Source organism: Rhizobium etli 8C-3 (assembly GCF_001908375.1).
In the GTDB taxonomy this organism is placed as follows: Bacteria; Pseudomonadota; Alphaproteobacteria; order Rhizobiales; family Rhizobiaceae; genus Rhizobium; species Rhizobium etli_B.
Genome location: NZ_CP017241.1, coordinates 860,729 through 883,231 on the forward strand (window position 1 = coordinate 860,729; position 22,503 = coordinate 883,231).

A 22,503-nucleotide genomic window follows, 5' to 3' on the forward strand; every position below is an offset into this window, starting at 1 on the left:
AGGAATCATTCCGCTGGAATCTGCCTGGGCAAGCTTGCCTGAGGCCGCTCGCCCATCCTTCGTTTGAAGAGTAGGAAGAGATCGCGAAGCTCGGGCTCGTTGACACGCTTGACCGCCTCGTCGCAGGATACCCACTCGATCACACGTTCGCCCTTTTCCTTGAAGTTCTTGACGACATCGGTGACCTCAAGCACGTAGACCTGGACCTTGCAGGTTACTTTCAACCCGTCCTTCAGCATCTTCGGATAGGTATAGGAGCCGAGTGGCTCGTGTTCGACGGCGCCGCGCGCGCCCGCTTCCTCAAGGGCCTCACGGGCCGCTACCTCATAGGAGCGCTTGCCGTTCATCGGCCAACCCTTTGGGATGACCCAGCGTCCCGTATCGCGGCTCGTCATCAAGAGAACCTCGACCTCACCGGTCTTCTTCTTCACCCGGTAGCAGAGCGCAGCATATTGCAGTCGCGGCGGACGACGGAACATTAGCTGCACATCAGAAGCCAGTCGGGCTAGAATCGTCAATTGTCGGGTCACCTTTAAGTCTGCCTCAGGAATCACTAATGTAAGCTTCGCACGGAAAGCTTACACGGTCCATGCGCCGTTTGACGGTAAGGGACACGATCTATACTTCGAATAAGGAAATTCGTTGCCGTTCCGCTTCGAAATTCCGTCAGATCGTGTTCTGATTCCGTCCTTGCACAGCTGTTCAATATGACGCCGGCGGACGTCTCATTCAATGCCGGGAAATCTTATCCTCCGAATTCTCCCAAGATATGGCGGCTATGTCTTCTGCTGCTCAACTCTCGTGCCTCGCCTAAAGTTCCCAGTACGGAACCGGACCGTAGAGGTCGGCGAGATAGTCGATGAAAAGGCGGACCTTGGCCGGTAAAAACTGGCGACTGGGGTAAACTGCCGAGAGCGCCAGATTGCGGGAACCCTCATAGTCTGGCAGCACCTGCACGAGGTTGCCGCTCTTGAGTTCATCGCCGATATCCCAGGTGGAACGCAGCGCGATGCCGAGCCCTGCGATCACCGTCTCGCGGATTACCTCGCTGGAATTGGTAACGAGCATGCCCTCTGGCCGAAGGCTCATCGCGCCGCCCGGTCCTTCAAGCCGCCATACGTCATTGTTGTGCGCCGGCAGACAGCGATGGTTCTTCAGGTCGTCGATGGCTTGGGGCGTCCCATGCATGTTGAGGTAGGAAGGGGCGGCACAAAGCAGGCGCCGGACCGGCGCGAGTCTTCGAGCGACGAGGCTGGAATCGGTGAGTTCGGCAATGCGGATAGCCAGGTCGAAGCCGCCGCCGACGATATCGCTTAGTTCATCCGTCAGCACGAGGTTGATCGCAAGCTGTGGGTGTTCATCCATGAACGCCTTGAGATGCGGCGCGATATGCATGCGGCCGAACGACGTGGGTGCCGATATCTTTAGCGTGCCGTGCATCATCGCCGAGCGGCCGGAGATGTAATATTCGGCTTCCTCCAGCCCGGCGAGAATGCCGAGCACGCGATCGTAGAAACCCTGGCCGGCCTCGGTCAACGAAATCTGGCGGGTCGTGCGTTGCAAGAGACGTGTGCCAAGCCTGTCTTCCAGCCGTTTGATGCGCTTGGAAACGACGGCCGGCGAGAAGCCGAGCAGCCGTCCGGCAAGCGACATGCTGCCGGTCGAAACGACCTTGGCAAATATCTCGAGATCACCCAGATTTGTCATAGCGGTTCTAGACTTTTTCCCTTTTGGCATAAATGCCTAGCATTTGCGCCAGTTTCGGGAAAGTGCTAAGCCAAAGAGCCGGTTGTCGTGGAGGACGCGCCGGTTTTCGCCGCCATTCGTCCGAAGGAAGCGCGCCATGTCCGAGGCCATCAGTTTTCTCGCTCCGCGCGCCGATGTGCTGGCCCGCCGCCGCCAGATCGTTGATGATCTCGTCGACCTGCTGCCGCCCGAATGTCTCGTTCACGAGGCGCGAGAACTCGTGCCCTTCGAAACAGATGCCTTCGTTGCCTATCGCCGGGTGCCACTTGCCGTCGCATTGCCATGCACCACCGTCGAAGTCGCAGCCGTGATGAAATACTGCCATCGCTACGGCATTCCGATCGTGCCGCGCGGGGCGGGCACGTCGCTCTCAGGCGGGGCCATCCCGCAGGAGGATGCGGTCGTGATCGGGCTTTCCAAGATGAACCGCATTCTGGAAATCGATTATCAAAACCGGGCAGCCGTCGTCCAGGCGGGCGTCACGAACCTGAATATCTCCGATTCCGTCTCCGCGGATGGTTTCTTCTACGCGCCCGATCCCAGCTCGCAGCTGGCCTGCACGATCGGCGGCAACATCGGTATGAATTCCGGCGGTGCGCACTGCCTGAAATACGGCGTCACGACCAACAACCTGCTCGGCGTGAAGATGGTGCTGACGGATGGAACGGTGATCGAGCTCGGCGGCAAGGCGCTTGATGCGGGAGGTTACGACCTGCTGGGCCTGGTTTGCGGCCATGAGGGACAGCTCGGCATCGTCACCGAAGCGACGGTTCGCCTGATCGCGAAGCCCGAGGGTGCGCGGCCGGTGCTCTTCGGCTTCGACAGTTCCGAGGAAGCCGGTTCCTGCGTTGCCGATATCATCGCGGCGGGCATCATTCCAGTGGCGATCGAGTTCATGGATAAGCCGGCAATCGAGATATGCGAGGCCTTCGCCCATGCGGGATACCCCCTCGATGCCGGTGCGCTGCTGATCGTCGAGGTCGAAGGCTCCGAGACGGAGATGGACGCCATTTTGAAGAACATCGTCGAGATCGCCCGCCGTCATGGCGTGACATCCATTCGCGAGAGCCAGTCGGCGACGGAGGCGGCACAGATATGGAAAGGTCGAAAATCCGCTTTCGGGGCGACGGGGCGGATTGCCGACTATATCTGCATGGACGGGACGGTGCCGCTCAGCCAGCTTTCCCATGTGTTGAAGAAGACCTCGGAGATCGTCGATCGCTACGGACTGCGCGTCGCAAATGTCTTTCACGCGGGCGATGGCAACATGCACCCGTTGATCCTTTTCAATGCCAACGACCCGCAGGACGCAGCGCGAGCCGAGGCCGCCGGAAACGACATCCTGAAGCTTTGCGTCGATGCCGGGGGCTGTCTCACCGGCGAACACGGCGTCGGCATCGAAAAGCGCGACCTGATGCGGCATCAGTTTTCCGACGTGGATCTCGCTCAGCAGATGGCCGTGCGCGCCGCCTTCGATCCGGGCTGGCTGCTCAATCCGTCCAAGGTCTTCCCGCTTGATGGGCGCGTGGCCTTATGAACGATTTTCTACCTAAGACGGAAGAGGCCGCAGCCTCGATCATTCGTGAACACGCGGCCGCCGGTAGGGCGCTTGCCATATGCGGCGGCAACACCCGCTCGGGGTTAGGAAATTCTGTTGCGACGAAGGACCGGCTGCGTTCGACCGGTCTGACGGGCATCGTCTCGTATAATCCCGGCGAGATGGTCATGACCGCGCGCGCCGGTACACCGCTTGCAGAGGTCGAGGCGGCGCTCGCGGAAAATGGACAGATGCTGGCTTTCGAGCCGATGGACCACCGTCCGGTCATGGGCACGTCCGGTGAGCCGACCATCGGCGGCGTCTTTGCCGCTAACGTCTCCGGTCCTCGCCGCTTCGTAGCAGGGGCGGCACGCGACAGCCTGCTCGGCATCCGCTTCGTCAACGGCAGGGGCGAGATCGTCAAGGCGGGCGGGCGGGTGATGAAGAATGTCACAGGCCTCGATCTCGTCAAGCTGCTGGCCGGTTCGCACGGCACGCTCGGCTTGCTGACGGAGGTCACCTTCCGCGTGCCGCCGCGCCCGAAAACGGAAGAGACAATGGTCATCTCAGGCCTCAACGATGCGGAAGCAGCCGCTGCGATGGCTTCGGCGATGGCGCAGCCGGTCGAGGTTACAGGTGCGGCCCACCTTCCTTTGACCGTCACCTTTAAATTTTTGGGCGGCAAGCTTGCTGAAGGCGGGGCGACCGCTCTGAGGATCGAAGGTCTGCCTGCCTCCGTTGAAGCGCGTGCTGAAAAGCTGGCGTCGGCGATGTCGGGCTTCGGCACGGTCGCAAGATTGGCCGATCCCGAAAGCCGCCAGCTCTGGCACGAGATACGCGACGTGCTTCCTTATGCCGATGAAACAATGCGCCCGGTCTGGCGCATCTCCGTCGCTCCGACCATCGGTCACCAGCTCGTCGCCGCCCTCCGCCTCGAAGCCGGCGTCGACGCCTTCTACGATTGGCAAGGCGGTCTGGTCTGGATGCGGATGGAGGCTGATGCGGAAGCGCAGCTCATCCGCCGTTTCATCAAGGCGCTGGGCGGCGGCCACGCCACGCTGATCCGGGCAACCGAGCCGGCGCGCGCTGCCATTTCGGCGTTCCAGCCGCAACCCGAAGCCGTCGCGCAGCTGTCGGCGCGGGTGAAAGAGAAGTTCGATCCGGCAGGAATACTCAATCAGGGAAAGATGGGGTGATATGATGGCCGTTATCCGCTTGTGGCAGCAGCCCCGCCTGCTCCGAGGGGACATCTCCCCCAGAAGGCAGGAGACTGGCAATGCATCGCGTGCGCTCTTTCCACTCTGGTCCAACTTCGACGGCAGGGCCGTCCCATCCGATCCTCCTTGTGCGCGAAACGTCGGGAAGGACAAAGGCGGGTATTTCTGCCCAATGCCGGGAGCTGCCTGATGCAGACCAATTTCACCGCCGAGCAGCTAAGCGATCCGCACGTCGCCGCATCCGAGAAGATTCTGCGCAAATGCGTCCATTGCGGTTTCTGTACCGCGACCTGTCCCACCTATGTGACGCTCGGCAACGAGCTCGATAGCCCGCGCGGCCGCATTTATCTCATCAAGGACATGCTGGAAAACGGCCGGTCCGCGGATGCCAGATTGGTTACACATATCGACCGCTGTCTCTCCTGCCTGGCATGCGTGACGACCTGTCCCTCCGGCGTCGACTACATGCATCTGGTCGATCACGCCCGGGCCCATATCGAAAAGACCTATAAGCGTCCTTTCATGAACCGGTTCACGCGCGCCATCCTGGCGGCGGTGCTGCCCTATCCGGGCCGCTTCCGCCTGGCGTTGAAGCTTGCGAAGCTCGCCAGGCCGCTCCAGGGGCTGATGCGTGCGCCGGCCTTGAAGCCCTTTGCCGCGATGCTGGCACTTGCGCCGAAACAGATTCCGGCGCCATCGCCCTTCTCGATGCCGGGAACTTATGCTGCGAGGGCGCAAAAGCGGGGCAGGGTCGCTATTTTGACGGGTTGCGCTCAGCCGGTTCTCGATCCCGCGATCAACGAGGCGGCGATCAGGCTTTTGACGCGCCTCGGCATCGAGGTCGTAGCGCCCGCCGGCGAGGTCTGCTGCGGCTCGCTGGTGCATCACATGGGCCGCGAGGGGCAGGCGCTTGCAAGCGCACGGGCAAATGTCGACGTCTGGACGCGCGAGATCGAGAAGGGTGGCCTGGACGCGATCATCATCACCGCCTCCGGCTGCGGCACTACGATCAAGGACTACGGTCACATGCTCCGGCTTGATCCCGCCTATGCACAAAAGGCAGCAGGCGTGGCGGCATTGGCCAAGGACATCACGGAGTTCCTGGCATCGCTCGACCTGCCTGCCAATGCGCCGAAGGGCCTGACGGTCACCTATCACTCTGCCTGCTCCATGCAGCATGGCCAAAGGATCACCATGGCGCCGAAACAGCTTCTGAAGGCGGCCGGCTTCACGGTGCGCGATCCGGCCGAAGGCCATCTCTGTTGCGGTTCGGCTGGAACCTACAACATCATGCAGCCGGATATCTCTGCGGCACTGAAGGTGCGCAAGGTGAAGAATCTCGAGGCGACGAAGCCGGATGTGATTGCGACCGGCAATATCGGCTGCATCACGCAGATCGCGACCGGTACGGCGATCCCGATACTGCATACGGTTGAACTGCTTGATTGGGCATATGGCGGCGATATACCGCAAAAATTAAGAGGTTTTCCGCTATCGTGAGTCGGGCCGGTTTTCGGCCGGTCACGGAGTTCGGCGCTATGCGGCGTACAATCATATCGCTTGCAGGTCTGCTCGGCGCGGCAGGGGCCGCTCACGCCGACAGCCGGTTTTTTTGCTCCACGGACGATAGTAGCGCGCGGTTCACGATCGAAAGTGGCTTTCAGGATGAGGCTGGCCACAGACTCAATCATTTCCGTGGCGCGCTGATCGTCAAGAACGAATCGGTTCCCGAGGTCTTCAGGAAACGCGTATTCGATTCCAGCAAACTCACGAACCGCTGGTCGCATGATGGTGAACTTCGCCTCGAGATTTTCGATGATGGCAGCGAAGATGCCAAGGACCAGTCACTCAGCCTCGTCATCCTGGCCGAGGGCCGCGGGAAGACCTTTTCGGGCACCTACGGGCTGATGGTCAGTGGCGACGGAAAGCCGTTCACCGCCAGCGGCAAGGTCAGCTGCGGATCCAAGTGAGGCGTCACGGCTTGAACAGGCCGCAACAATCTTGCCTGATGTCAATATGAAAAGGGCGGCACAAGGCCGCCCGTCATATCAGTTATCAGCCACCACCGAAGATGGTGCGCAGCACGTCGATGCCCCTGTCCTGGAAAGCGACGTTGCCTTGCTTGTTGCCGGGGCCGATGACGATCACCTTCGTGCCGACCGGCGCGCGCGAATAAAGGTGGATGACGTCGTTATTCATCATTCGGATGCAGCCGGAAGACATGTTGAGTCCGATCGTCCAGGGCTGATTGGTGCCGTGGATTCGGAAAATCGTGTCGCGTCCGCCCTTGTAGAGATACATGGCGCGCGCGCCGAGCGGATTGTCCTCGCCGCCCTCCTGAAAGGCGGGAATGATATGCCCCTTGCGGGCTTCGCGGATGCGCATCTCGGCCGGCGGCGTCCAGCTCGGCCACTCGGCCTTGCGGCCAACCCTGACGACGCCCGACCAGCCGAATCCATCACGGCCGACACCGATGCCGTAGCGGGTGGCGCGGTTCTTCGACTCGACGAAGTAGAGATACTTGTTGTTGGTATCGACGATGATCGTCCCCGATGCCTCGTCGGTCACAAGCCGCACGAGTTTGCGCTTATACTGCGGCTTGACGAACTTCGACTGCGCAACGTGAACGACCGGCGCGGCATCGTGGGCGGGTCGGGCAATGGCGGGCGTTATGGCGATGGAAAAGGCAATGCCGGCGGCCACAAGGCCGGAGGCGACTTTCAGCATGATCGATTCCCCTCAAAAGCAAGATCGGGCTGAAGCTACCTGAACTTCAGCCCGATTCAAGATCGGTTGCCCCTGCATTGCACTTTTCGAGTGTGGGGCCGGCTGAATCCCGGCGTTAGATGACAATAACCCGCGTACCGACGTTGACGCGTTCGTAAAGGTCGACCACGTCTTCGTTGCGCAGCCGGATGCACCCGGACGAGACGGCGCTGCCGATCGTCCAGGGCGCGTTGGTGCCGTGGATACGGTAGAGCGTCGAGCCGAGATACATGGCGCGCGCGCCAAGCGGGTTCTCTGGGCCGCCATCCATGCGCGCAGGCAGGTAATGGCCCTTCGCGGCTTCGCGACTGATCATGTCGGAAGGCGGCGTCCAGGCCGGCCATTCCGACTTGCGGGTAATCTTGTGCGCGCCGGCCCACTCGAAGCCCGGCTTGCCGACGCCGACGCCATATCGCCGGGCCTTGCCGTTTGCCATCACGAGATAGAGAAAGCGGTTGTTGGTGTCGATGACGATCGTGCCCGGCTTTTCCTTGGTTTCGTAATCGACCATCTGCGGCAGATATTGCGGCTCGATCTGATGGCGGATCACCGGTAGTCCGGGACGAACGGCCGCAACCTGCTGCACGGCCGGCGCCCGGCGGAAGAACCGGCGCTGGAAGAAGCCGCGCTGCTGCACGGCGGGGCGCTGGTAGACGACGGGACGAACGCTGCCGCCACCGAGCTGGTTGAGCCACGGCGCAGTGAGATCGGGGCTGAGAACAACCGGCGGGCGGCTCGCATATCGATCGTCGCCGAGCGCCGGCGAGACAAGAAGGCCGATCAGGCCGGCGGCAATCAAGACGGATTTCATCATCGGACGGACTCTCTACAAATGACCGAGAATGCATGAGGGCGGCATTTCTGCCTGACAGAATGCTGCCATCATCCAGCCAGCGAATGGTAAAGATCGATTCAGTAAAAGCCGGCCTTCGCGATAAAGTTTTCGTCAGGGTTACTCTTCGGTTTGGAAACAAGGTTTCTAAATGGTAAAGCCGGATTCTGAGCGCAGGAGCGGCGAAGAAGAATGAGCGAATCGGGTATCATCACCGGCAACGACGGCAAGAGCCGCTGCCATTGGCACGCAAATCTCCCCGACTACATGCGCTATCACGACGAGGAATGGGGCCGGCCGGTCACCGACGATATCCGCCTCTTCGAGAAAATCTGCCTCGAGGGTTTTCAGTCTGGCCTCTCCTGGCTGACGATCCTGCGCAAGCGCGAGAATTTCCGCGCTGCCTTTGCGGGCTTCGATTTCGAAAAGATTGCGCTCTTCGACGAGCGGGATATCGAGCGCTGCCTGAACGATCCCGGCATCGTGCGCCATCGCGGCAAGATCGTCTCGACGATCAACAATGCACGGCACGCGATTGCTTTGAGGTCAGAATTCGGTTCGCTCGCGCATTATTTCTGGAGCTATGAGCCGCAACTGCACGAACGTCCGGCCCTCGTCGACCGCCAGCATGTTGCCGCCAATCCGACGACGCCGGTATCGGTAAGGATATCGAAGGATTTGAAGAAGCGCGGCTGGACCTTTGTCGGTCCGACCACAGTTTATGCCTTCATGCAGGCAATGGGTCTCGTCAACGATCATATCGAAGGCTGCTTCTGTCGTGTCGAAGTGGAGGCGATGCGCGCGGCATTGGTACGCCCGTGAAAGTGTGGGTCCGAACCGTTGCGGCAGTCCTGATGTTTACCACGGCGGCACTTGCTCAGGCGCCGCAACTCGACCCTGGCGAAAAGCTCGAGAAGCTGCAGTTCCCGGCCGTTACAATGCAGATCAAAGGCTGGACCAAGTTCGGCAACAGCGATGTCTATACTCTGCCAGTGCGGGCCGGTCAGCGTGTGAAGATCAGCTTCACGACCAAGAGCCAGTTCGCGTTTCTTGCGATTTTCGATCTTTCGAAGACGGATGACGAAGCTTTCTTCGGGACGGACGAGGACGGCACGACGCTTGATGTGATCGTAAAGGATAACACCACGTGGTTTTTGCGGCCCTATTATTCCAAGGTCTCGCCACGCCGTGGTCTGGGAGCCCCGTATACGCTGCTGATCGAGCCGCAGCCAGTCGGCGAGCCGCAGCCCGCCACACCGCAAGAGCCGGAGCGCCCTTCACTCTTTCGGCCTGCACCCTCGAAATCCGGCACCGGCGAATAGGTCAAGACAGTTCGCCGAGCAAGCTGCCAAGCTCGCCAAGGTGGGCGATCTTGCGAAAGCGTGGCGCATCCTTGGGTTCGTCGACGTGCTCCAGAACCCAAGTCAGTTCATGCGGCACGAAGACGCCGTAGCTTCCGGCGGCAATCGCCGGCACGATGTCGGATTTCAGTGAGTTGCCGACCATCATCGCCCGCTCCGGACCATCTCCGACCTTCGAGAAAATCCGGCGATAGGTGACCGCGGACTTCTCCGAGACGATCTCGACTGCATCGAAGAAATCGCCGAGGCCGGACTGCGCGAGCTTGCGTTCCTGGTCGAACAGGTCGCCCTTGGTGATCAGCACGAGCAGGTAATTTCCAGACAGCTCTTCCAGCGTCTCGCGCACATGCGGCATTGTCTCGACCGGATGGGACAGAAGATCGCGGCCCGTATCGAGAATTTGGGCAATGACGCTCGTTGGCACCTTGCCTTCGGTGATTTCGATTGCTGTCTCGATCATCGACAGCGTGAAGCCCTTTATGCCGAAGCCATAGTGACTGAGATTGCGCTTCTCTGCCTCCAGTAGACGCTCCGAAATTTTCGGACCCTCGGCGAAATCGGCGAGCATTTCCCTAAATTGCGCTTCGGTCAGCCGGTAATATTGTTCGTTCTGCCAGAGCGTATCATCGGCATCGAAGCCGATAGTCGTCAGCGCATGTGTGCTCATCTCAAGCTCCTGCAATCCATGAAGCAATCTATTGAGCGGCTGCGTCGAGACAAGGGCTTTTGCTTTTTCGTCGCAGCACCGTGCATTGGCGTTGAAAAGCAGATGATCGGCATTAGGTAACTATCGCCCACCTGCAGCCAGCCCCCGGCTGTGCCTGACATGTGCGGGCCAACAATCAAAAAAATCGGTTCAGCAGTCCGCAAGCGGCCGCTTGCGGCCGACACAAGGAAATTTCTCCATGCGATACAATCAACTCGGAAATACGGGACTTTTTGTCTCGGAAATCTGCCTCGGCACCATGACTTTCGGCGAGGCGGTCAGCGGCACCATGTGGGGTTCCATTGCCGATGTGGACCAGAAGGCGGCAGACCAGATCGTTGAGCGCTCGCTCGCTGCCGGCGTCAATTTCATCGACACCGCAGATGTCTATTCCTCCGGTGAATCAGAAAGGCTGCTCGGCCAGGCGCTGAAGAACCTCGATGTTCCGCGCAAGGACGTCGTCATCGCCACCAAGGTTTACGGCGTGATGGGCGACAAGCCGAACGATCGCGGCGCATCGCGCGGTCACATCATGGATTCTGTCGAGGCCAGTCTGAAGCGGTTGCAGACGGACCATATCGATCTCTACCAGATCCACGCAACCGATCCCGTCACCCCGATCGACGAGACACTGCGCGCTTTCGACGATCTCATCTCGCGTGGCCTCGTGCGCTATATCGGCGTTTCCAACTGGCAGGCGTGGCGGATCGCCAAGGCGCTCGGCATTTCCGAGCGCCGCGGCTTGGCCCGTTTCGAAACCGTCCAGGCCTACTACTCCATCGCCGGTCGCGATCTGGAGCGGGAAATCGTGCCGCTGATGAATGAGGAGAAGATCGGCCTGATGGTCTGGTCGCCGCTCGCAGGCGGTTTACTCTCCGGCAAATTTGGCCCCGGCGCGCCAGGCAACGGCGAAGGCCGCCGCGCCAATTTCGACTTTCCGCCAGTGGACAGGGAAAAGGCCTGGGCCTGTGTGGCCGTCATGCGCGATATTGCCGAGAAGCACGGCAGCAACGTCGCAACCGTTGCGCTCGCTTATGTCCTTGCAAAACCATTCGTGACCAGCGTCATCATCGGCGCCAAGCGCATCGATCAGCTCGACCAAAACCTTGCCGCCGTCAGGCTGAAGCTCGATGCTGGCGACATGGAGAACCTCGATAGGGTCAGTGCGTTGGCACCGGAATATCCAGGCTGGATGCTGTCGCGCCAGGGTGCGGCCCGCCGGCCGGAACCGTTTGAGCCGAACGCCTAAGAACGGCGAACTGAAACGCCGGTGCGGGAAGCGCCGGCGTTTTTGCTGATGACGCTCATTGCCGCGGGCTTTCAGCCAGGCATTCATGTCTGCGATCTCCGCTTCCTGAGACTTGCCGCGCCGCGCCGGGGGAACCGTGGACGCGCCCGGATCGTGGAGGAAGGGCAGCGGCTCTGCGTTGAAGGGATACTTTGGGCAAAGCTTGGCGCCCGCTCGGAAAATCCTCCGCTTTCAAGCGGGCTAAGATGTTAAGGTCGTTCCCGCCCATTAGGTGGGCTGCCCTTCGATCTTCGATTCTGCCTTGCGCTTCAAGTCCCTGAGCCCTTGCCGCTATCCTTCCAATCCGCTAGGAAACCGCCACTGTCACGATTGAGCGGAATGCTTTGGAAATGAACGAGAAGCAGAAGAAACCACAAAAGCTCAAGGCTCGCTTGCCGCGCGGCTTCGTCGACCGTTCGGCCGCCGATATCCGCGCAGTCAACGAGATGATCGCAAGGATACGCGAGGTCTATGAGCATTATGGTTTCGATCCGGTCGAAACGCCGCTCTTCGAATATACCGACGCGCTCGGCAAGTTCCTGCCCGACAGCGACCGCCCGAACGAGGGTGTCTTCTCGCTGCAGGACGATGACGACCAGTGGATGAGCCTGCGCTACGACCTGACGGCGCCGCTTGCCCGCCACGTCGCAGAGAATTTCAACGAGATCCAGCTACCTTACCGCACCTATCGCGCCGGCTACGTGTTCCGCAATGAAAAGCCGGGTCCCGGCCGCTTCCGCCAATTCATGCAGTTCGATGCCGACACCGTCGGCGCGCCAGGCGTGCAGGCCGATGCCGAAATGTGCATGATGATGGCCGATACGCTGGAAGCCCTCGGAATCAAGCGCGGGGATTATGTGATCCGGGTGAACAACCGCAAGGTTCTGGATGGAGTGCTGGAGGCGATCGGCCTCGGCGACGAGGACAAGGCAGGACAGCGCCTCAACGTGCTGCGCGCCATCGATAAGCTCGACAAGTTCGGTCCCGAGGGTGTGCGGCTGCTGCTCGGCGAAGGCCGAAAGGATGAATCTGGTGACTTCACCAAGGGTGCGGGGCTGACGCCGCAGCAGATTGATCGATTACTTGACTTCATCAGTATCTTGCAAACGGCAGAAACGGCGCTCGGTTCTCACCCGTTGGTGCAAAACCCAGTGGCCGGTGACCAGGTTGACGTAGGGGCTATTTTTGACACGCTTCACAACAACTTCAAAGATTCTCCTAAAGGCATTGAGGGGGTTCTTGAGCTAAAGCAGATTTGGCAATTGGTTGAAGCAGCGGACTACGGTCCGGATCGCATCAAGATCGACCCCTCCGTCGTGCGCGGCCTAGAATACTACACCGGCCCGGTCTACGAAGCCGAACTGCTCTTCGACGTGACCAACGAAAAGGGTGAAAAGGTAGTCTTTGGCTCGGTCGGTGGCGGTGGCCGTTATGACGGTCTCGTCTCCCGCTTCATGGGCCAGCCGGTTCCAGCAACCGGCTTTTCGATCGGCGTTTCGCGCCTGATGACGGCGCTGAAGAACCTCGGCAAGCTTGGCCAGAGGGAGGTCATCGAGCCGGTGCTCGTCACAGTCATGGATGGCCAGGACATGGATGCCTTGGGCCGCTACCAGCGCATGACGCAAGAGCTGCGCGCTGCCGGCATCCGCGCCGAAATGTTCCAGGGCAACTGGAAGAAGTTCGGCAACCAGCTGAAATATGCCGACCGCCGCGGCTGCCCGATCGCCATCATCCAGGGCGGCGACGAGCGTGCGCAAGGCGTCGCGCAGATCAAGGACCTGATCGAAGGCAAGCGCCTGTCCGGCGAGATCGAGGACAATGCCAGCTGGCGCGAGGCGCGGGTGGCGCAGGAGACCGTCGCCGAGGCCGATCTTGTGGCCAAGGTGAGGGAAATACTGGCGGCTCAGGCGGAGGATCGCGCAAGGGCGGGCGGCAATGGGTGATTTTCCCCTCTCACCGCAAGGGCCATTGGCTTTGAGCCCTGCTGTCCTTCCCAACGCAGCCTTCGCTTGGTCGACTTGGCCGTTTTCCTCGTTCGGCAATCGCTGCGGCCTGGTCCTTTCCCCTTGTGGGGAGGGGTTGGGGAGGGATCTTTATCTGGGAGCCAGCCCATGGCCCTGATCAACCTCCCCGATTTCGCCAACGACCTCCTGGACGAATTTGCCGCCCGCAAGGCGGAGCGGATCGACACGCCGGTCATCCAGCCGGCCGAGCCCTTCCTCGACATTGCCGGCGAAGACCTGCGCCGCCGCATCTTCATGACGGAAAGCGAAACCGGCGCCAGCCTCTGCCTGCGGCCGGAATTTACCATTCCCGTCTGCATCCGCCACATCGAGACGGCAACCGGCACGCCGAAACGCTATTCCTATCTCGGCGAAGTCTTTCGCCAGCGCCGCGAGGGTGGAAACGAATTCTATCAGGCAGGCATCGAAGACCTTGGCGACATCAATATCGCCAGCGCCGACGCCCGCGCGGTCGGCGATGCGACCGGCATCCTGGCGCGGCTTCTTCCTGGCAAACGCATCACGGTCACGCTGGGCGATCAGGCCGTCTTCGAAGCTGTGGTCCAGGCGCTCGGCCTGCCGCTCGGATGGCAAAAGCGGCTGATCCACGCCTTTGGCAGTATGGGCCAGCTTGAAGCGCTTCTTGCGAGCCTCGTCAGTCCCCAATTCGTGACCGACCTCGATGACGATGTCGCACGGCTGATTACCGCCGGCGACGAGGCGGCGCTGATCGCCCACATCGACGCGACGATGAACAGAACAGGCTATTCCTCGAATGCCAGCCGCTCCCCGGCTGAAATCGCCCGTCGGCTGAAGGAGAAGCTGGTCCTTTCCGAAACGCGCCTCGATGATGCGGCCTTCCGCGTGCTCGAAGAGTTCCTGTCGCTGAGGGTGCCGCTCATCAATGCGTCGGCTGCTCTGGCCGGTTTTGCCGATGCGGCCGGATTGAAGCTCGGCAATGCGCTGTCTCGCTTCGATGGCAGGGTAGCCGCCCTCGGCAATGCCGGGATCGACCTCGGCTCCATCGATTATCGCGCAGCCTTCGGTCGCCCGCTCGATTATTACACCGGCCTTGTCTTCGAGGTGGGCATCCAGGGTTCGTCCGCCGTGCTCGCAGGCGGCGGACGCTTCGACAGGCTGTTGACGCTGCTGGGCGCCAAGGATCGTATTCCGGCCGTTGGATTCTCGCTCTGGCTCGACCGCATCGAAACGGAAAGGGCGGCCCCATGACCATCACCATCGCGCTGCCCTCCAAGGGCCGGATGAAGGACGATGCCTCCGCACTTTTCGAGCGCGCCGGCATGAGGATCATCGCCGTCGGCAACGACCGCTCCTATCGCGGCCGTGTCGAAGGTTGGGACGACGTCGAGATCGCCTTCCTGTCGGCCACAGAAATATCCCGCGAACTTGGCAGCGGCACCATCGATTTCGGCGTGACCGGGGAAGACCTGGTGCGCGAAGGGTTGGCGGAAGCCGACAAGCGCGTCGAATTCAGCGCCCGCCTCGGTTTCGGCCGCGCCGACGTGGTGGTTGCCGTTCCTGAGATCTGGCTCGATGTCGACACCATGGCCGATCTCGGTGATGTCGCGGCGGACTTCCGTGCCCGCCATGGCCGCCGTTTGACCATCGCGACCAAGTATTGGCGGCTGACGCAGCAGTTCTTCTCCAGCCAGCATGGCATCCAGCTCTATCGCATCGTCGAAAGCCTTGGCGCGACGGAAGGGGCCCCGGCCTCCGGCTCGGCCGATATCATCGTCGACATCACGTCGACGGGCTCCACCTTGCGGGCGAACCATCTGCGGGTGTTGAACGACGGTGTGATCTTGCGCTCGCAAGCCTGCCTCGTGCGCGCCCGCAAGGAGAGCCACGCGGGCGAGCCGTCGGTGGCAAGGGTCATAGAGGCGGTGCGCAGCGCCCTTTGATTTCAAAAATCCGAACGAAAAACCCGCCGTCTTCCGACGGCGGGTGGCTTATGCTTGGGAGGATTTTTGCGCTTAGGCGGTGAGCGCATATGCGCCGCGGCGTGCGTCGAGCGAATAGGCGCCCGGGCCGAAGGTGGCGAGGAGGATATAGGCGCCGGCAAGGGTAAGGTTCTTCATCAGCATGATCTGGTTGAGCACGTTGATCCAGCCATTGGCTGCAGCCGGGAAATCCGGAACATTGATCGTGCCGCTGTGGAAGACGAGGCCGGTGAAGGCGCAGAAAACGGCGAGCGCCCAGCCGACGATACGGGTCTGGAAGCCCACGAGGACGGCAAGCCCCGCAACAAGCTCAAAAAGGCCAGCGCCATAGGCCAGAAGCGTTGCGGCAGGAAGGCCGGCCCCGCTGATCATCCCGGCTGTGCCGGCCGGATCGGTGAGCTTACCGAAGCCGGACATGATGAACATAAACGAAAGCAGGATGCGGGCAACAAGAAGGACGATGCTGTTGGTATTCGACATGGACGCGATCTCCGTTTGAATTGATCTGGAGGTCCCCGTGCCCCGGCACCGTCTGAACCTCGATTGCCCGGTGTTGTCGCCTTTTTCGGCTGCGATGAAAAGATAAACAAAAGAGGATGCTTTGTTCACTAATCTGAAACAGTCTCCCCGCTGAGCGGCTTGTCTTTTTCGCCGCCGGTCTTCTATGTTCGCCCCCCAACCTCCCAGGAGACAAAAGCATGGCAGACCTTTCCGCATTTCCGATTACCAAGCGCTGGCCGGCGCAGAATCCGAATATTATCCAGCTTTATTCGTTGCAAACGCCGAACGGTGCGAAGATTGCGATCGCCCTGGAAGAGCTCGGTCTGCCTTACGAGGCGCATTACATCTCGTTTGCAACCAACAATCAGAAGTCTGCCGAATTCCTCTCGCTCAATCCGAATGGCCGCATACCGGCGATCATGGATCCGAACGGGCCGGGCGGGAAGCCGATCGGCCTTTTCGAGTCAGGCGCGATTCTCCTTTATCTCGCGGAAAAAACCGGCCAGCTCCTCCCGCCGGATGCTGTGGGACGCTACGAGACCATCCAGTGGGTGTTCTTCCAGATGGCGGGCATCGGCCCGATGTTCGGCCAGTTTGGCCATTTCTTCAAATTCGCGGCTGAAAAGATCGCCAATAATTCCTATCCGATGGAGCGTTACCGCGACGAAGCCAAGCGGCTGCTGGGCGTGCTGGAAGGCCGCCTTGAGGGACGGCAGTGGATCATGGGCGAGGCCTATACCATTGCGGACATCACCACATTCCCATGGATCCGCGGCGCCGACATCTTCTACGGCGGCCGGGAAGTCCTGGACTATGCAAAGTTCCCCTCCGTCATGGCCTGGCTCGAACGCTGCATCGCGCGACCGGCAAGCGCCAAGGGTCTGAACATTCCCGTAAAGCCGGAGTGATCCGACCCAAAGGAAGGGCGGGTCACAGGAAGCGGCGTGCCCGAAGCGTCGCTGGGACGACTGCGTCGGACCGGACAATCCGGTCCGCTTCATCGAAGCTTTCGTGGATCTACTGGATCCAACGATCATGGTGTAATCCGTGCGAGCCGAAGGCGAATGGGCGCCCGCGCCATGATCGAGCCACCTTCTGGCCGGCTGACCCGGCGCTCTTCGCGCACATTGACCAGATTGGCCGAAAATCCGACCATGGTCGCGGTCGATCACGAGATTCCTCCCAGTCTGCCTGACGCTCGCGCCCGATTTCGGTTGTCGTCAAGAGCCCGCTGTCTCGCTATGAGGGGTCGCAGGATCTGCTGTCCTCAAGATGCTTGCGCCTGATCCCGGCTTGCCGTCTGGTTTGATCCTTCCTGTGTGAAGCGCGGAAAGATGAAGACCCCCGCCATGCTACCACTGAACTTTTTCTCCACACCGCTCGACTGACCCATGCAGAAAACCGGCTGACACAGGCCGTTCGGCATCATGATCGTGGTGGAAAAGCAGAAGGACGATGAAACAGTTGTAGCTTGCTCGAGAAGCGCGATGATATGCCCGCGATCTTTCGGATCATAGCAGCGCAGCAGGCTCAGAAGGCCGCATTCATGTGCCGAAAGGCCATGCAGCATGCTACTCCAGTCGCCGAGGCGGATCATTCCGCTCGAAAAGTCGCCCTGCCAGGCCTCAAAGACCGAAAATTGAGCAAGCATTTCCTGGTGGCGATGGCTCAGATCCAGCGATTCAAGCATCAGGGGGGCGGCAAGAGCTGCATTGGCGATCTTAAACAAGAGGTTCCCCGGTTCAGGCGCAGTCTCGGCTGCGCTGCGGTCAGAGCGAAACAGGGTCATACGGCGCCAGGCATCCTGCCTGCGGTCTAAAACCTCGATCGCCGGGGCAACGAGGCTCGCTCTTGCTTGTCGCGGAAACATCCGTCGGCGAATGTTCACGCGGGTTACGATGGCGGTCCGGTCTCACTGGCGGGTGAGAACGATCCTCGAACGCAGATCGATTGCAGCGGATTTATAGGAGCTTTTCGCCAAACGGCAACGGCTTTTTCGGGGCTGATCCCAGTCCGCTCAATACGGCCTCATCAGGCAATTTGGCTGGAAAGCGTCGCAAGAGAAGTACAAAAACCAGTCTGTGATCGATTTCACGCGGTTTCAGGTCGCGACGCAACTTTTTTGCCCGCCGGATACCGGTCCAAGCGAAAATTCGAACATTTACTGAAAATCTGGCGGCGCAAGCTTCGCGAAAGCTCCGGCTGGTGGCGGCAAGAAGACAGGCAATGTCTAGACGTTTCGCCAGGTCGATGCCTTTGCCGGGTGCTGCGCAGCTGCGAATTCGCGCTCAAAAAAAGGGCGGTCAGAGACCGCCCTTCCTGAACTGAACCGGATGGCTCAGATGCGAGACCTCAGTCTCACATCATGTCCATTCCGCCCATTCCGCCCATGCCGCCGCCCGGCATTGCCGGAGCTTCCTTCTTGGGCAGCTCGGCGATCATGGCTTCCGTGGTGATCAGCAGCGAAGCAACTGAAGCTGCATTCTGCAGAGCCGTACGGACGACCTTGACCGGATCGACGATACCCATGGCGATCATGTCGCCATACTCGCTCGTCTGGGCGTTGTAGCCGTAGTTGTCGTCATTCTTGTCGAGGATCTTTCCGACGACGATCGAAGCTTCGTCACCAGCGTTGTCGGCGATCTGGCGAACCAGCGACTGCAGCGCCTTGCGAACGATGTTGATGCCGGCTTCCTGGTCGTCGTTCACACCCTTGGAGGTGATCTTGACGGAGGAGCGGAGCAGGGCAACGCCGCCGCCCGGGACGATACCTTCCTGAACAGCAGCGCGCGTCGCATTGAGAGCGTCGTCGATACGGTCCTTCTTTTCCTTCACTTCGACTTCCGTCGAGCCGCCGACGCGGATGACGGCAACGCCGCCGGCGAGCTTGGCAAGGCGTTCCTGCAGCTTCTCGCGGTCGTAGTCGGAGGTGGTTTCTTCGATCTGCGCCTTGATCTGTGCAACGCGGCCTTCGATGTCGGACTTGGCGCCGGCGCCGTCGACGATCGTGGTGTTTTCCTTGGAGATCGAAACCTTCTTGGTGCGGCCGAGCATGTCGAGCGTGACGGACTCGAGCTTGATGCCGAGGTCTTCGGAGATGACCGTGCCGCCGGTGAGGATCGCGATGTCCTCGAGCATGGCCTTGCGGCGGTCGCCGAAGCCCGGAGCCTTGACGGCAGCAATCTTCAGCCCGCCGCGCAGCTTGTTGACGACGAGCGTTGCAAGTGCTTCGCCTTCGACGTCTTCAGCGATGATGAGCAGCGGCTTGCCGGTCTGGACGACAGCTTCGAGAACCGGAAGCATCGACTGCAGGTTCGAGAGCTTCTTCTCGTGCAGCAGGATGTAGGCGTCTTCGAGGTCAGCAACCATCTTTTCCGGGTTGGTGACGAAGTACGGCGACAGGTAGCCGCGGTCGAACTGCATGCCTTCGACGACTTCGAGTTCGGTTTCGGCGGTCTTGGCTTCTTCGACGGTGATGACGCCTTCGTTGCCGACCTTCTGCATGGCCTCAGCAATGTCACGGCCGACCTGGCTGTCGCCGTTTGCGGAGATCGTGCCGACCTGAGCTACTTCTTCCGAAGTGGAGATCTTCTTGGCCTTGGCCTGGAGATCCTTGACGACTTCGCTAACGGCGAGATCGATGCCACGCTTCAGGTCCATCGGGTTCATGCCCGCTGCAACGGCCTTGTTGCCTTCGCGAACGATGGCCTGTGCGAGAACTGTTGCGGTCGTGGTGCCGTCACCGGCGATGTCGTTGGTCTTCGAAGCGACTTCGCGGACCATCTGGGCGCCCATGTTTTCGAACTTGTCGTCCAGTTCGATTTCCTTGGCGACCGACACGCCGTCCTTGGTGATGCGCGGCGCGCCGAAGGACTTGTCGATGATGACGTTGCGGCCTTTCGGGCCGAGCGTTACCTTGACTGCGTCAGCGAGGATATCGACGCCGCGCAGCATCTTTTCGCGCGCGGTGCGGCCGAACTTAATTTCTTTAGCTGCCATTTTGAAAACTCCTGAGAAGGGTTGTCAGCGATTTCGAGTAAAAAGCGACCGGCTGGATCAGCCGATAATGCCCATGATGTCGGCTTCCTTCATGATCAGAAGGTCTTCGCCGTTGATCTTGACTTCTGTGCCGGACCACTTGCCGAACAGAACGCGGTCGCCAGCCTTGACGTCGAGAGCGACGACCTTGCCGGCTTCGTCACGAGCGCCGGAACCGACGGCGACGATTTCGCCTTCCTGCGGCTTTTCCTTAGCGGTATCGGGAATGATGATGCCGCCTTTGGTCTTTTCTTCGGACTCAACGCGGCGAACGACGACGCGGTCGTGAAGGGGGCGGAAATTGGTGCTTGCCATTGTCTAATCCCTCGATCAAATGACATTCGCAGGCCGGGCGGCCCACATGGATAAGTGTTAGCACTCTCCGTAGAGGAGTGCTAGCGCCGAGCATTTAGGGATGGCTCCGGAAGGAGTCAAGAAGACCCATCACGGAATTTTGCGCCGGAATTGTGAAGAGGCCGGGAATTGTTGAATCATCGCCCGGTTCAACCCGTGTCGGTTGCCGGAGCTTCGGAGGCGCGCAGGCTGTCGACGGCGTGGCGTGACTCTGGTGCAATGTACGATGGTTTTTGCTGAAGAACGCCCAAAACCCCTTGCCATCGCGGCATGCCTTTGCAATGTCACGCCTGACTGAAAGCAAATCGGGAAATCGGATGGCCAAGCGGATTGGAAGTTTTGCGGAGATCACCAGCCAGTATGATGCGATTTTCTGCGATGTCTGGGGCGTGCTTCACAATGGCGTCGATCCTTTCCCCACGGCCGCTGCTGCTCTGGAAGCGGCGCGCGGCGAGGGGCTTGCCGTCATCCTCATCACCAATTCACCGCGAATCGCGCCGCAGGTCGTCGCCCAGCTTCGCCAGATCGGCATCCAGGACGGCGCCTATGACCGGATCGTCACCTCCGGCGACGTCACCCGCGGCCTGATCGCCCAAGGCCCGAAGAAGGTGTTCCTGCTCGGCCCGGATCGCGATCTGGCCATCATCGAAGGTCTCGGCGTCGAACGCGTCGATGCGAAGGACGCCGAAACCGTGGTCTGCACCGGTTTCTTCGACGACGAGACGGAAAAGCCGGAAGACTACACCGATATGCTGGAGGATTTTCAGGCGCGCAACGTGCCGATGGTCTGCGCCAATCCGGACCTTGTCGTTGAACGTGGGCACCGCATCATCCCCTGCGCCGGAGCCATGGCTGCCTATTACCACCAGTTGGGCGGCGAGATCCGCATCGCCGGAAAGCCGCACGCGCCGATCTACGACGCCGTGCTGGCAACTGCGCACGAGCTTCGCGGCGATTTCCCGAAAAGTCGCATTCTTGCCATCGGCGACGGCATGCCGACGGATGTGCACGGCGCTCTCGATTACGGTCTCGATCTCCTCTATATCAGCGGCGGCATCCACGCGAAGGAATACACGCTGAACGGCGAGACCGACGAGGCGATCCTGCATGCCTATCTCGAACGCGAGAAGGCCGCGCCCAAGTGGTGGATGCCGCGCCTCGCATAAGAAGAAGCCCGCCGATGACCGTTTTTCACCGCAATGAAACCCGCGAACCCCTGCCTGACCACTTGAAAGGCGGGGTAATTGCCATCGGCAATTTCGACGGCGTCCATCGCGGCCATCAATCGGTCCTGAACCGCGCGCTGGAAATCTCGAAGGAGCGGGAGATCCCGGCACTGGTGCTGACTTTCGAACCGCATCCCCGCACGGTCTTCAGGCCGGAAACACCGGTCTTCCGCATCACGCCTGCACCTTTGAAGGCCCGCATCCTGGAGGCGATCGGCTTCAACGCCGTCATCGAATATCCCTTCGACCGCGAGTTCTCGCAGCGCTCGCCGGACGACTTCATTCACGGCATCCTGAAGGACTGGCTGGGTGCCTCCGAAGTTGTCACCGGCTTCGATTTCCATTTCGGCAAGAATCGCGAGGGCGGCCCGGCCTTCCTGATGGATGCCGGCCATAAATACGGTTTCGGCGTCACTCTGATCGACGCATTTCGCGACGAGAATGCCGAGGTCGTCTCATCGAGCCGCATCCGCGAGTTGTTGAAGGAAGGCGATGTCGGCCAGGCGGCCGCGCTGCTCGGCTACCGCTATACAGTCGAGGCAGAGGTGATCGGCGGCGAAAAGCTCGGCCGCGAGCTCGGTTTTCCAACCGCAAACATGCAGCTTCCACCGGAGGCCGACCTTGCAGCCGGTGTCTACGCCGTTCGCTTCCGTCTGGACGACGCAAAGCTCTACGATGCAGTTGCGAGCTACGGCCGTCGCCCGACGGTGATCGAAAACGGTGCACCATTGCTGGAGACCTATCTCTTCGATTTCAGCGGCGACCTCTACGGCCGGACCTGTTCCGTCTCCTTCTTCGGCCACCTTCGGCCCGAACTGAAGTTCGACGGCCTGGACGCGCTCGTCGAACAGATCAAGCGTGACGAGCAGGAGGCGAGGGCGCTGCTTGCGGGTGTCCGGCCGCTCGGCGATCTCGACCTTAAGCTTTGTTTCGTCTGATGCCGCGATGCCGGCTGGCGCGGCCTCAA

At 60.6% G+C, this 22,503-nt stretch carries 22 protein-coding genes; 13 read left to right on the forward strand and 9 right to left on the reverse strand.

Annotation, left to right across the window (positions count from 1 at the left end):
• Positions 1-5 precede the first annotated feature (5 nt).
• Both AM571_RS04345 and AM571_RS04350 read right to left on the reverse strand, forming a co-directional pair.
• The gene (locus AM571_RS04345; RefSeq protein WP_074060347.1) at positions 6-518 is read right to left on the reverse strand and encodes an NUDIX hydrolase; all 513 of its coding nucleotides are present in this window, start codon (positions 516-518) and stop codon (positions 6-8) included.
• 292 nt (positions 519-810) lie between these two features.
• A complete protein-coding gene (locus AM571_RS04350; protein ID WP_074060348.1) occupies positions 811-1,707 on the reverse strand; it encodes a LysR family transcriptional regulator in 897 nt (298 codons plus the stop codon).
• 136 nt (positions 1,708-1,843) lie between these two features.
• Between AM571_RS04350 and AM571_RS04355 the strand changes: the two genes are divergently transcribed.
• The 4 genes from AM571_RS04355 to AM571_RS04375 all read left to right on the forward strand — a co-directional run bounded on the left by AM571_RS04355 (position 1,844) and on the right by AM571_RS04375 (position 6,470).
• Positions 1,844-3,283, forward strand: coding sequence for an FAD-linked oxidase C-terminal domain-containing protein (locus tag AM571_RS04355; protein ID WP_074060349.1), 1,440 nt, complete (start codon positions 1,844-1,846; stop codon positions 3,281-3,283).
• Positions 3,280-4,479 (forward strand): glycolate oxidase subunit GlcE, encoded by a 1,200-nt coding sequence (glcE, locus tag AM571_RS04360; RefSeq protein ID WP_074060350.1) that lies wholly within the window; start codon positions 3,280-3,282, stop codon positions 4,477-4,479. Before AM571_RS04355 ends, glcE begins: the two co-directional genes overlap by 4 nt.
• A gap of 210 nt (positions 4,480-4,689) precedes the next feature.
• On the forward strand, positions 4,690-6,000 hold the full coding sequence (gene glcF, locus AM571_RS04370) for a glycolate oxidase subunit GlcF (RefSeq protein ID WP_074060352.1): 1,311 nt from the start codon (positions 4,690-4,692) through the stop codon (positions 5,998-6,000).
• A 38-nt stretch (positions 6,001-6,038) separates the two neighbouring features.
• Complete coding sequence (locus AM571_RS04375) at positions 6,039-6,470, forward strand: hypothetical protein (protein ID WP_074060353.1); 432 nt, start codon at positions 6,039-6,041, stop codon at positions 6,468-6,470.
• Positions 6,471-6,555: 85 nt separating this feature from the next.
• Here the strand turns inward: AM571_RS04375 and AM571_RS04380 are convergent, their stop codons facing one another.
• Together AM571_RS04380 and AM571_RS04385 are read right to left on the reverse strand one after the other, a co-directional pair.
• Positions 6,556-7,227, reverse strand: a complete 672-nt coding sequence (locus tag AM571_RS04380; protein WP_074060354.1) for a L,D-transpeptidase — start codon at positions 7,225-7,227, stop codon at positions 6,556-6,558.
• A gap of 115 nt (positions 7,228-7,342) precedes the next feature.
• On the reverse strand, positions 7,343-8,080 hold the full coding sequence (locus tag AM571_RS04385) for a L,D-transpeptidase (protein ID WP_074060355.1): 738 nt from the start codon (positions 8,078-8,080) through the stop codon (positions 7,343-7,345).
• A gap of 210 nt (positions 8,081-8,290) precedes the next feature.
• Between AM571_RS04385 and AM571_RS04390 the strand changes: the two genes are divergently transcribed.
• Together AM571_RS04390 and AM571_RS04395 are read left to right on the forward strand one after the other, a co-directional pair.
• On the forward strand, positions 8,291-8,920 hold the full coding sequence (locus AM571_RS04390) for a DNA-3-methyladenine glycosylase I (RefSeq protein WP_074060356.1): 630 nt from the start codon (positions 8,291-8,293) through the stop codon (positions 8,918-8,920).
• A 32-nt stretch (positions 8,921-8,952) separates the two neighbouring features.
• A complete protein-coding gene (locus AM571_RS04395) occupies positions 8,953-9,420 on the forward strand; it encodes a PPC domain-containing protein (RefSeq protein WP_074060357.1) in 468 nt (155 codons plus the stop codon).
• Position 9,421: 1 nt separating this feature from the next.
• Here the strand turns inward: AM571_RS04395 and AM571_RS04400 are convergent, their stop codons facing one another.
• Positions 9,422-10,126, reverse strand: a complete 705-nt coding sequence (locus AM571_RS04400) for an HAD family hydrolase (protein WP_074060358.1) — start codon at positions 10,124-10,126, stop codon at positions 9,422-9,424.
• Between the two features lie 238 nt (positions 10,127-10,364).
• Here AM571_RS04400 and AM571_RS04405 point away from each other — a divergent pair, with 238 nt between their 5' ends.
• The 4 genes from AM571_RS04405 to hisG all read left to right on the forward strand — a co-directional run bounded on the left by AM571_RS04405 (position 10,365) and on the right by hisG (position 15,378).
• Positions 10,365-11,414: an aldo/keto reductase gene (locus tag AM571_RS04405; RefSeq protein WP_074060359.1), complete on the forward strand. Its 1,050-nt coding sequence runs from the start codon at positions 10,365-10,367 to the stop codon at positions 11,412-11,414.
• 389 nt (positions 11,415-11,803) lie between these two features.
• On the forward strand, positions 11,804-13,396 hold the full coding sequence (gene hisS / locus AM571_RS04415; RefSeq protein ID WP_074060361.1) for a histidine--tRNA ligase: 1,593 nt from the start codon (positions 11,804-11,806) through the stop codon (positions 13,394-13,396).
• Positions 13,397-13,564: 168 nt separating this feature from the next.
• Positions 13,565-14,686 carry an ATP phosphoribosyltransferase regulatory subunit gene (locus AM571_RS04420; protein WP_074060362.1) on the forward strand — a complete coding sequence of 374 codons (1,122 nt, stop codon included), beginning with the start codon at positions 13,565-13,567 and terminating at the stop codon, positions 14,684-14,686.
• Positions 14,683-15,378 carry an ATP phosphoribosyltransferase gene (gene hisG / locus AM571_RS04425; RefSeq protein WP_074060363.1) on the forward strand — a complete coding sequence of 232 codons (696 nt, stop codon included), beginning with the start codon at positions 14,683-14,685 and terminating at the stop codon, positions 15,376-15,378. The genes AM571_RS04420 and hisG overlap by 4 nt, the downstream gene beginning before the upstream one ends.
• Before the next feature lie 72 nt (positions 15,379-15,450).
• Here the strand turns inward: hisG and AM571_RS04430 are convergent, their stop codons facing one another.
• Entirely contained in the window at positions 15,451-15,897 is a 447-nt protein-coding gene (locus tag AM571_RS04430) for a DoxX family protein (RefSeq protein ID WP_074060364.1), read from the reverse strand.
• 218 nt (positions 15,898-16,115) lie between these two features.
• Between AM571_RS04430 and AM571_RS04435 the strand changes: the two genes are divergently transcribed.
• Positions 16,116-16,826: a glutathione binding-like protein gene (locus tag AM571_RS04435; RefSeq protein ID WP_074060365.1), complete on the forward strand. Its 711-nt coding sequence runs from the start codon at positions 16,116-16,118 to the stop codon at positions 16,824-16,826.
• Positions 16,827-17,185: 359 nt separating this feature from the next.
• Here AM571_RS04435 and AM571_RS04440 read toward each other — a convergent pair whose 3' ends face one another.
• From AM571_RS04440 to groES, 3 genes are all read right to left on the reverse strand, one after another.
• Complete coding sequence (locus AM571_RS04440) at positions 17,186-17,647, reverse strand: hypothetical protein (protein WP_074063063.1); 462 nt, start codon at positions 17,645-17,647, stop codon at positions 17,186-17,188.
• Between the two features lie 629 nt (positions 17,648-18,276).
• Positions 18,277-19,917, reverse strand: coding sequence for a chaperonin GroEL (groL, locus tag AM571_RS04445; RefSeq protein ID WP_074060366.1), 1,641 nt, complete (start codon positions 19,915-19,917; stop codon positions 18,277-18,279).
• A 57-nt stretch (positions 19,918-19,974) separates the two neighbouring features.
• The gene (gene groES / locus AM571_RS04450; RefSeq protein WP_074060367.1) at positions 19,975-20,271 is read right to left on the reverse strand and encodes a co-chaperone GroES; all 297 of its coding nucleotides are present in this window, start codon (positions 20,269-20,271) and stop codon (positions 19,975-19,977) included.
• A 356-nt stretch (positions 20,272-20,627) separates the two neighbouring features.
• On the opposite strand from groES, the gene AM571_RS04455 reads away from it, so the two are divergent.
• Positions 20,628-21,476, forward strand: coding sequence for a TIGR01459 family HAD-type hydrolase (locus tag AM571_RS04455; RefSeq protein WP_074060368.1), 849 nt, complete (start codon positions 20,628-20,630; stop codon positions 21,474-21,476).
• Between the two features lie 14 nt (positions 21,477-21,490).
• On the forward strand, positions 21,491-22,474 hold the full coding sequence (locus tag AM571_RS04460) for a bifunctional riboflavin kinase/FAD synthetase (RefSeq protein ID WP_074060369.1): 984 nt from the start codon (positions 21,491-21,493) through the stop codon (positions 22,472-22,474).
• The last annotated feature ends 29 nt before the right edge of the window (positions 22,475-22,503 follow it).

Bases quoted from the DNA above. Each gene is read 5' to 3' on its own strand.
- AM571_RS04350 (WP_074060348.1), bottom strand. From the start codon at position 1,707: ATGACAAATCTGGGTGATCTCGAGATATTTGCCAAGGTCGTTTCGACC.
- AM571_RS04355 (WP_074060349.1), top strand. From the start codon at position 1,844: ATGTCCGAGGCCATCAGTTTTCTCGCTCCGCGCGCCGATGTGCTGGCC.
- glcE (WP_074060350.1), top strand. From the start codon at position 3,280: ATGAACGATTTTCTACCTAAGACGGAAGAGGCCGCAGCCTCGATCATT.
- glcF (WP_074060352.1), top strand. From the start codon at position 4,690: ATGCAGACCAATTTCACCGCCGAGCAGCTAAGCGATCCGCACGTCGCC.
- AM571_RS04375 (WP_074060353.1), top strand. From the start codon at position 6,039: ATGCGGCGTACAATCATATCGCTTGCAGGTCTGCTCGGCGCGGCAGGG.
- AM571_RS04380 (WP_074060354.1), bottom strand. From the start codon at position 7,227: ATGCTGAAAGTCGCCTCCGGCCTTGTGGCCGCCGGCATTGCCTTTTCC.
- AM571_RS04385 (WP_074060355.1), bottom strand. From the start codon at position 8,080: ATGATGAAATCCGTCTTGATTGCCGCCGGCCTGATCGGCCTTCTTGTC.
- AM571_RS04390 (WP_074060356.1), top strand. From the start codon at position 8,291: ATGAGCGAATCGGGTATCATCACCGGCAACGACGGCAAGAGCCGCTGC.
- AM571_RS04395 (WP_074060357.1), top strand. From the start codon at position 8,953: ATGTTTACCACGGCGGCACTTGCTCAGGCGCCGCAACTCGACCCTGGC.
- AM571_RS04400 (WP_074060358.1), bottom strand. From the start codon at position 10,126: ATGAGCACACATGCGCTGACGACTATCGGCTTCGATGCCGATGATACG.
- AM571_RS04405 (WP_074060359.1), top strand. From the start codon at position 10,365: ATGCGATACAATCAACTCGGAAATACGGGACTTTTTGTCTCGGAAATC.
- hisS (WP_074060361.1), top strand. From the start codon at position 11,804: ATGAACGAGAAGCAGAAGAAACCACAAAAGCTCAAGGCTCGCTTGCCG.
- AM571_RS04420 (WP_074060362.1), top strand. From the start codon at position 13,565: ATGGCCCTGATCAACCTCCCCGATTTCGCCAACGACCTCCTGGACGAA.
- hisG (WP_074060363.1), top strand. From the start codon at position 14,683: ATGACCATCACCATCGCGCTGCCCTCCAAGGGCCGGATGAAGGACGAT.
- AM571_RS04430 (WP_074060364.1), bottom strand. From the start codon at position 15,897: ATGTCGAATACCAACAGCATCGTCCTTCTTGTTGCCCGCATCCTGCTT.
- AM571_RS04435 (WP_074060365.1), top strand. From the start codon at position 16,116: ATGGCAGACCTTTCCGCATTTCCGATTACCAAGCGCTGGCCGGCGCAG.
- groL (WP_074060366.1), bottom strand. From the start codon at position 19,917: ATGGCAGCTAAAGAAATTAAGTTCGGCCGCACCGCGCGCGAAAAGATG.
- groES (WP_074060367.1), bottom strand. From the start codon at position 20,271: ATGGCAAGCACCAATTTCCGCCCCCTTCACGACCGCGTCGTCGTTCGC.
- AM571_RS04455 (WP_074060368.1), top strand. From the start codon at position 20,628: ATGGCCAAGCGGATTGGAAGTTTTGCGGAGATCACCAGCCAGTATGAT.
- AM571_RS04460 (WP_074060369.1), top strand. From the start codon at position 21,491: ATGACCGTTTTTCACCGCAATGAAACCCGCGAACCCCTGCCTGACCAC.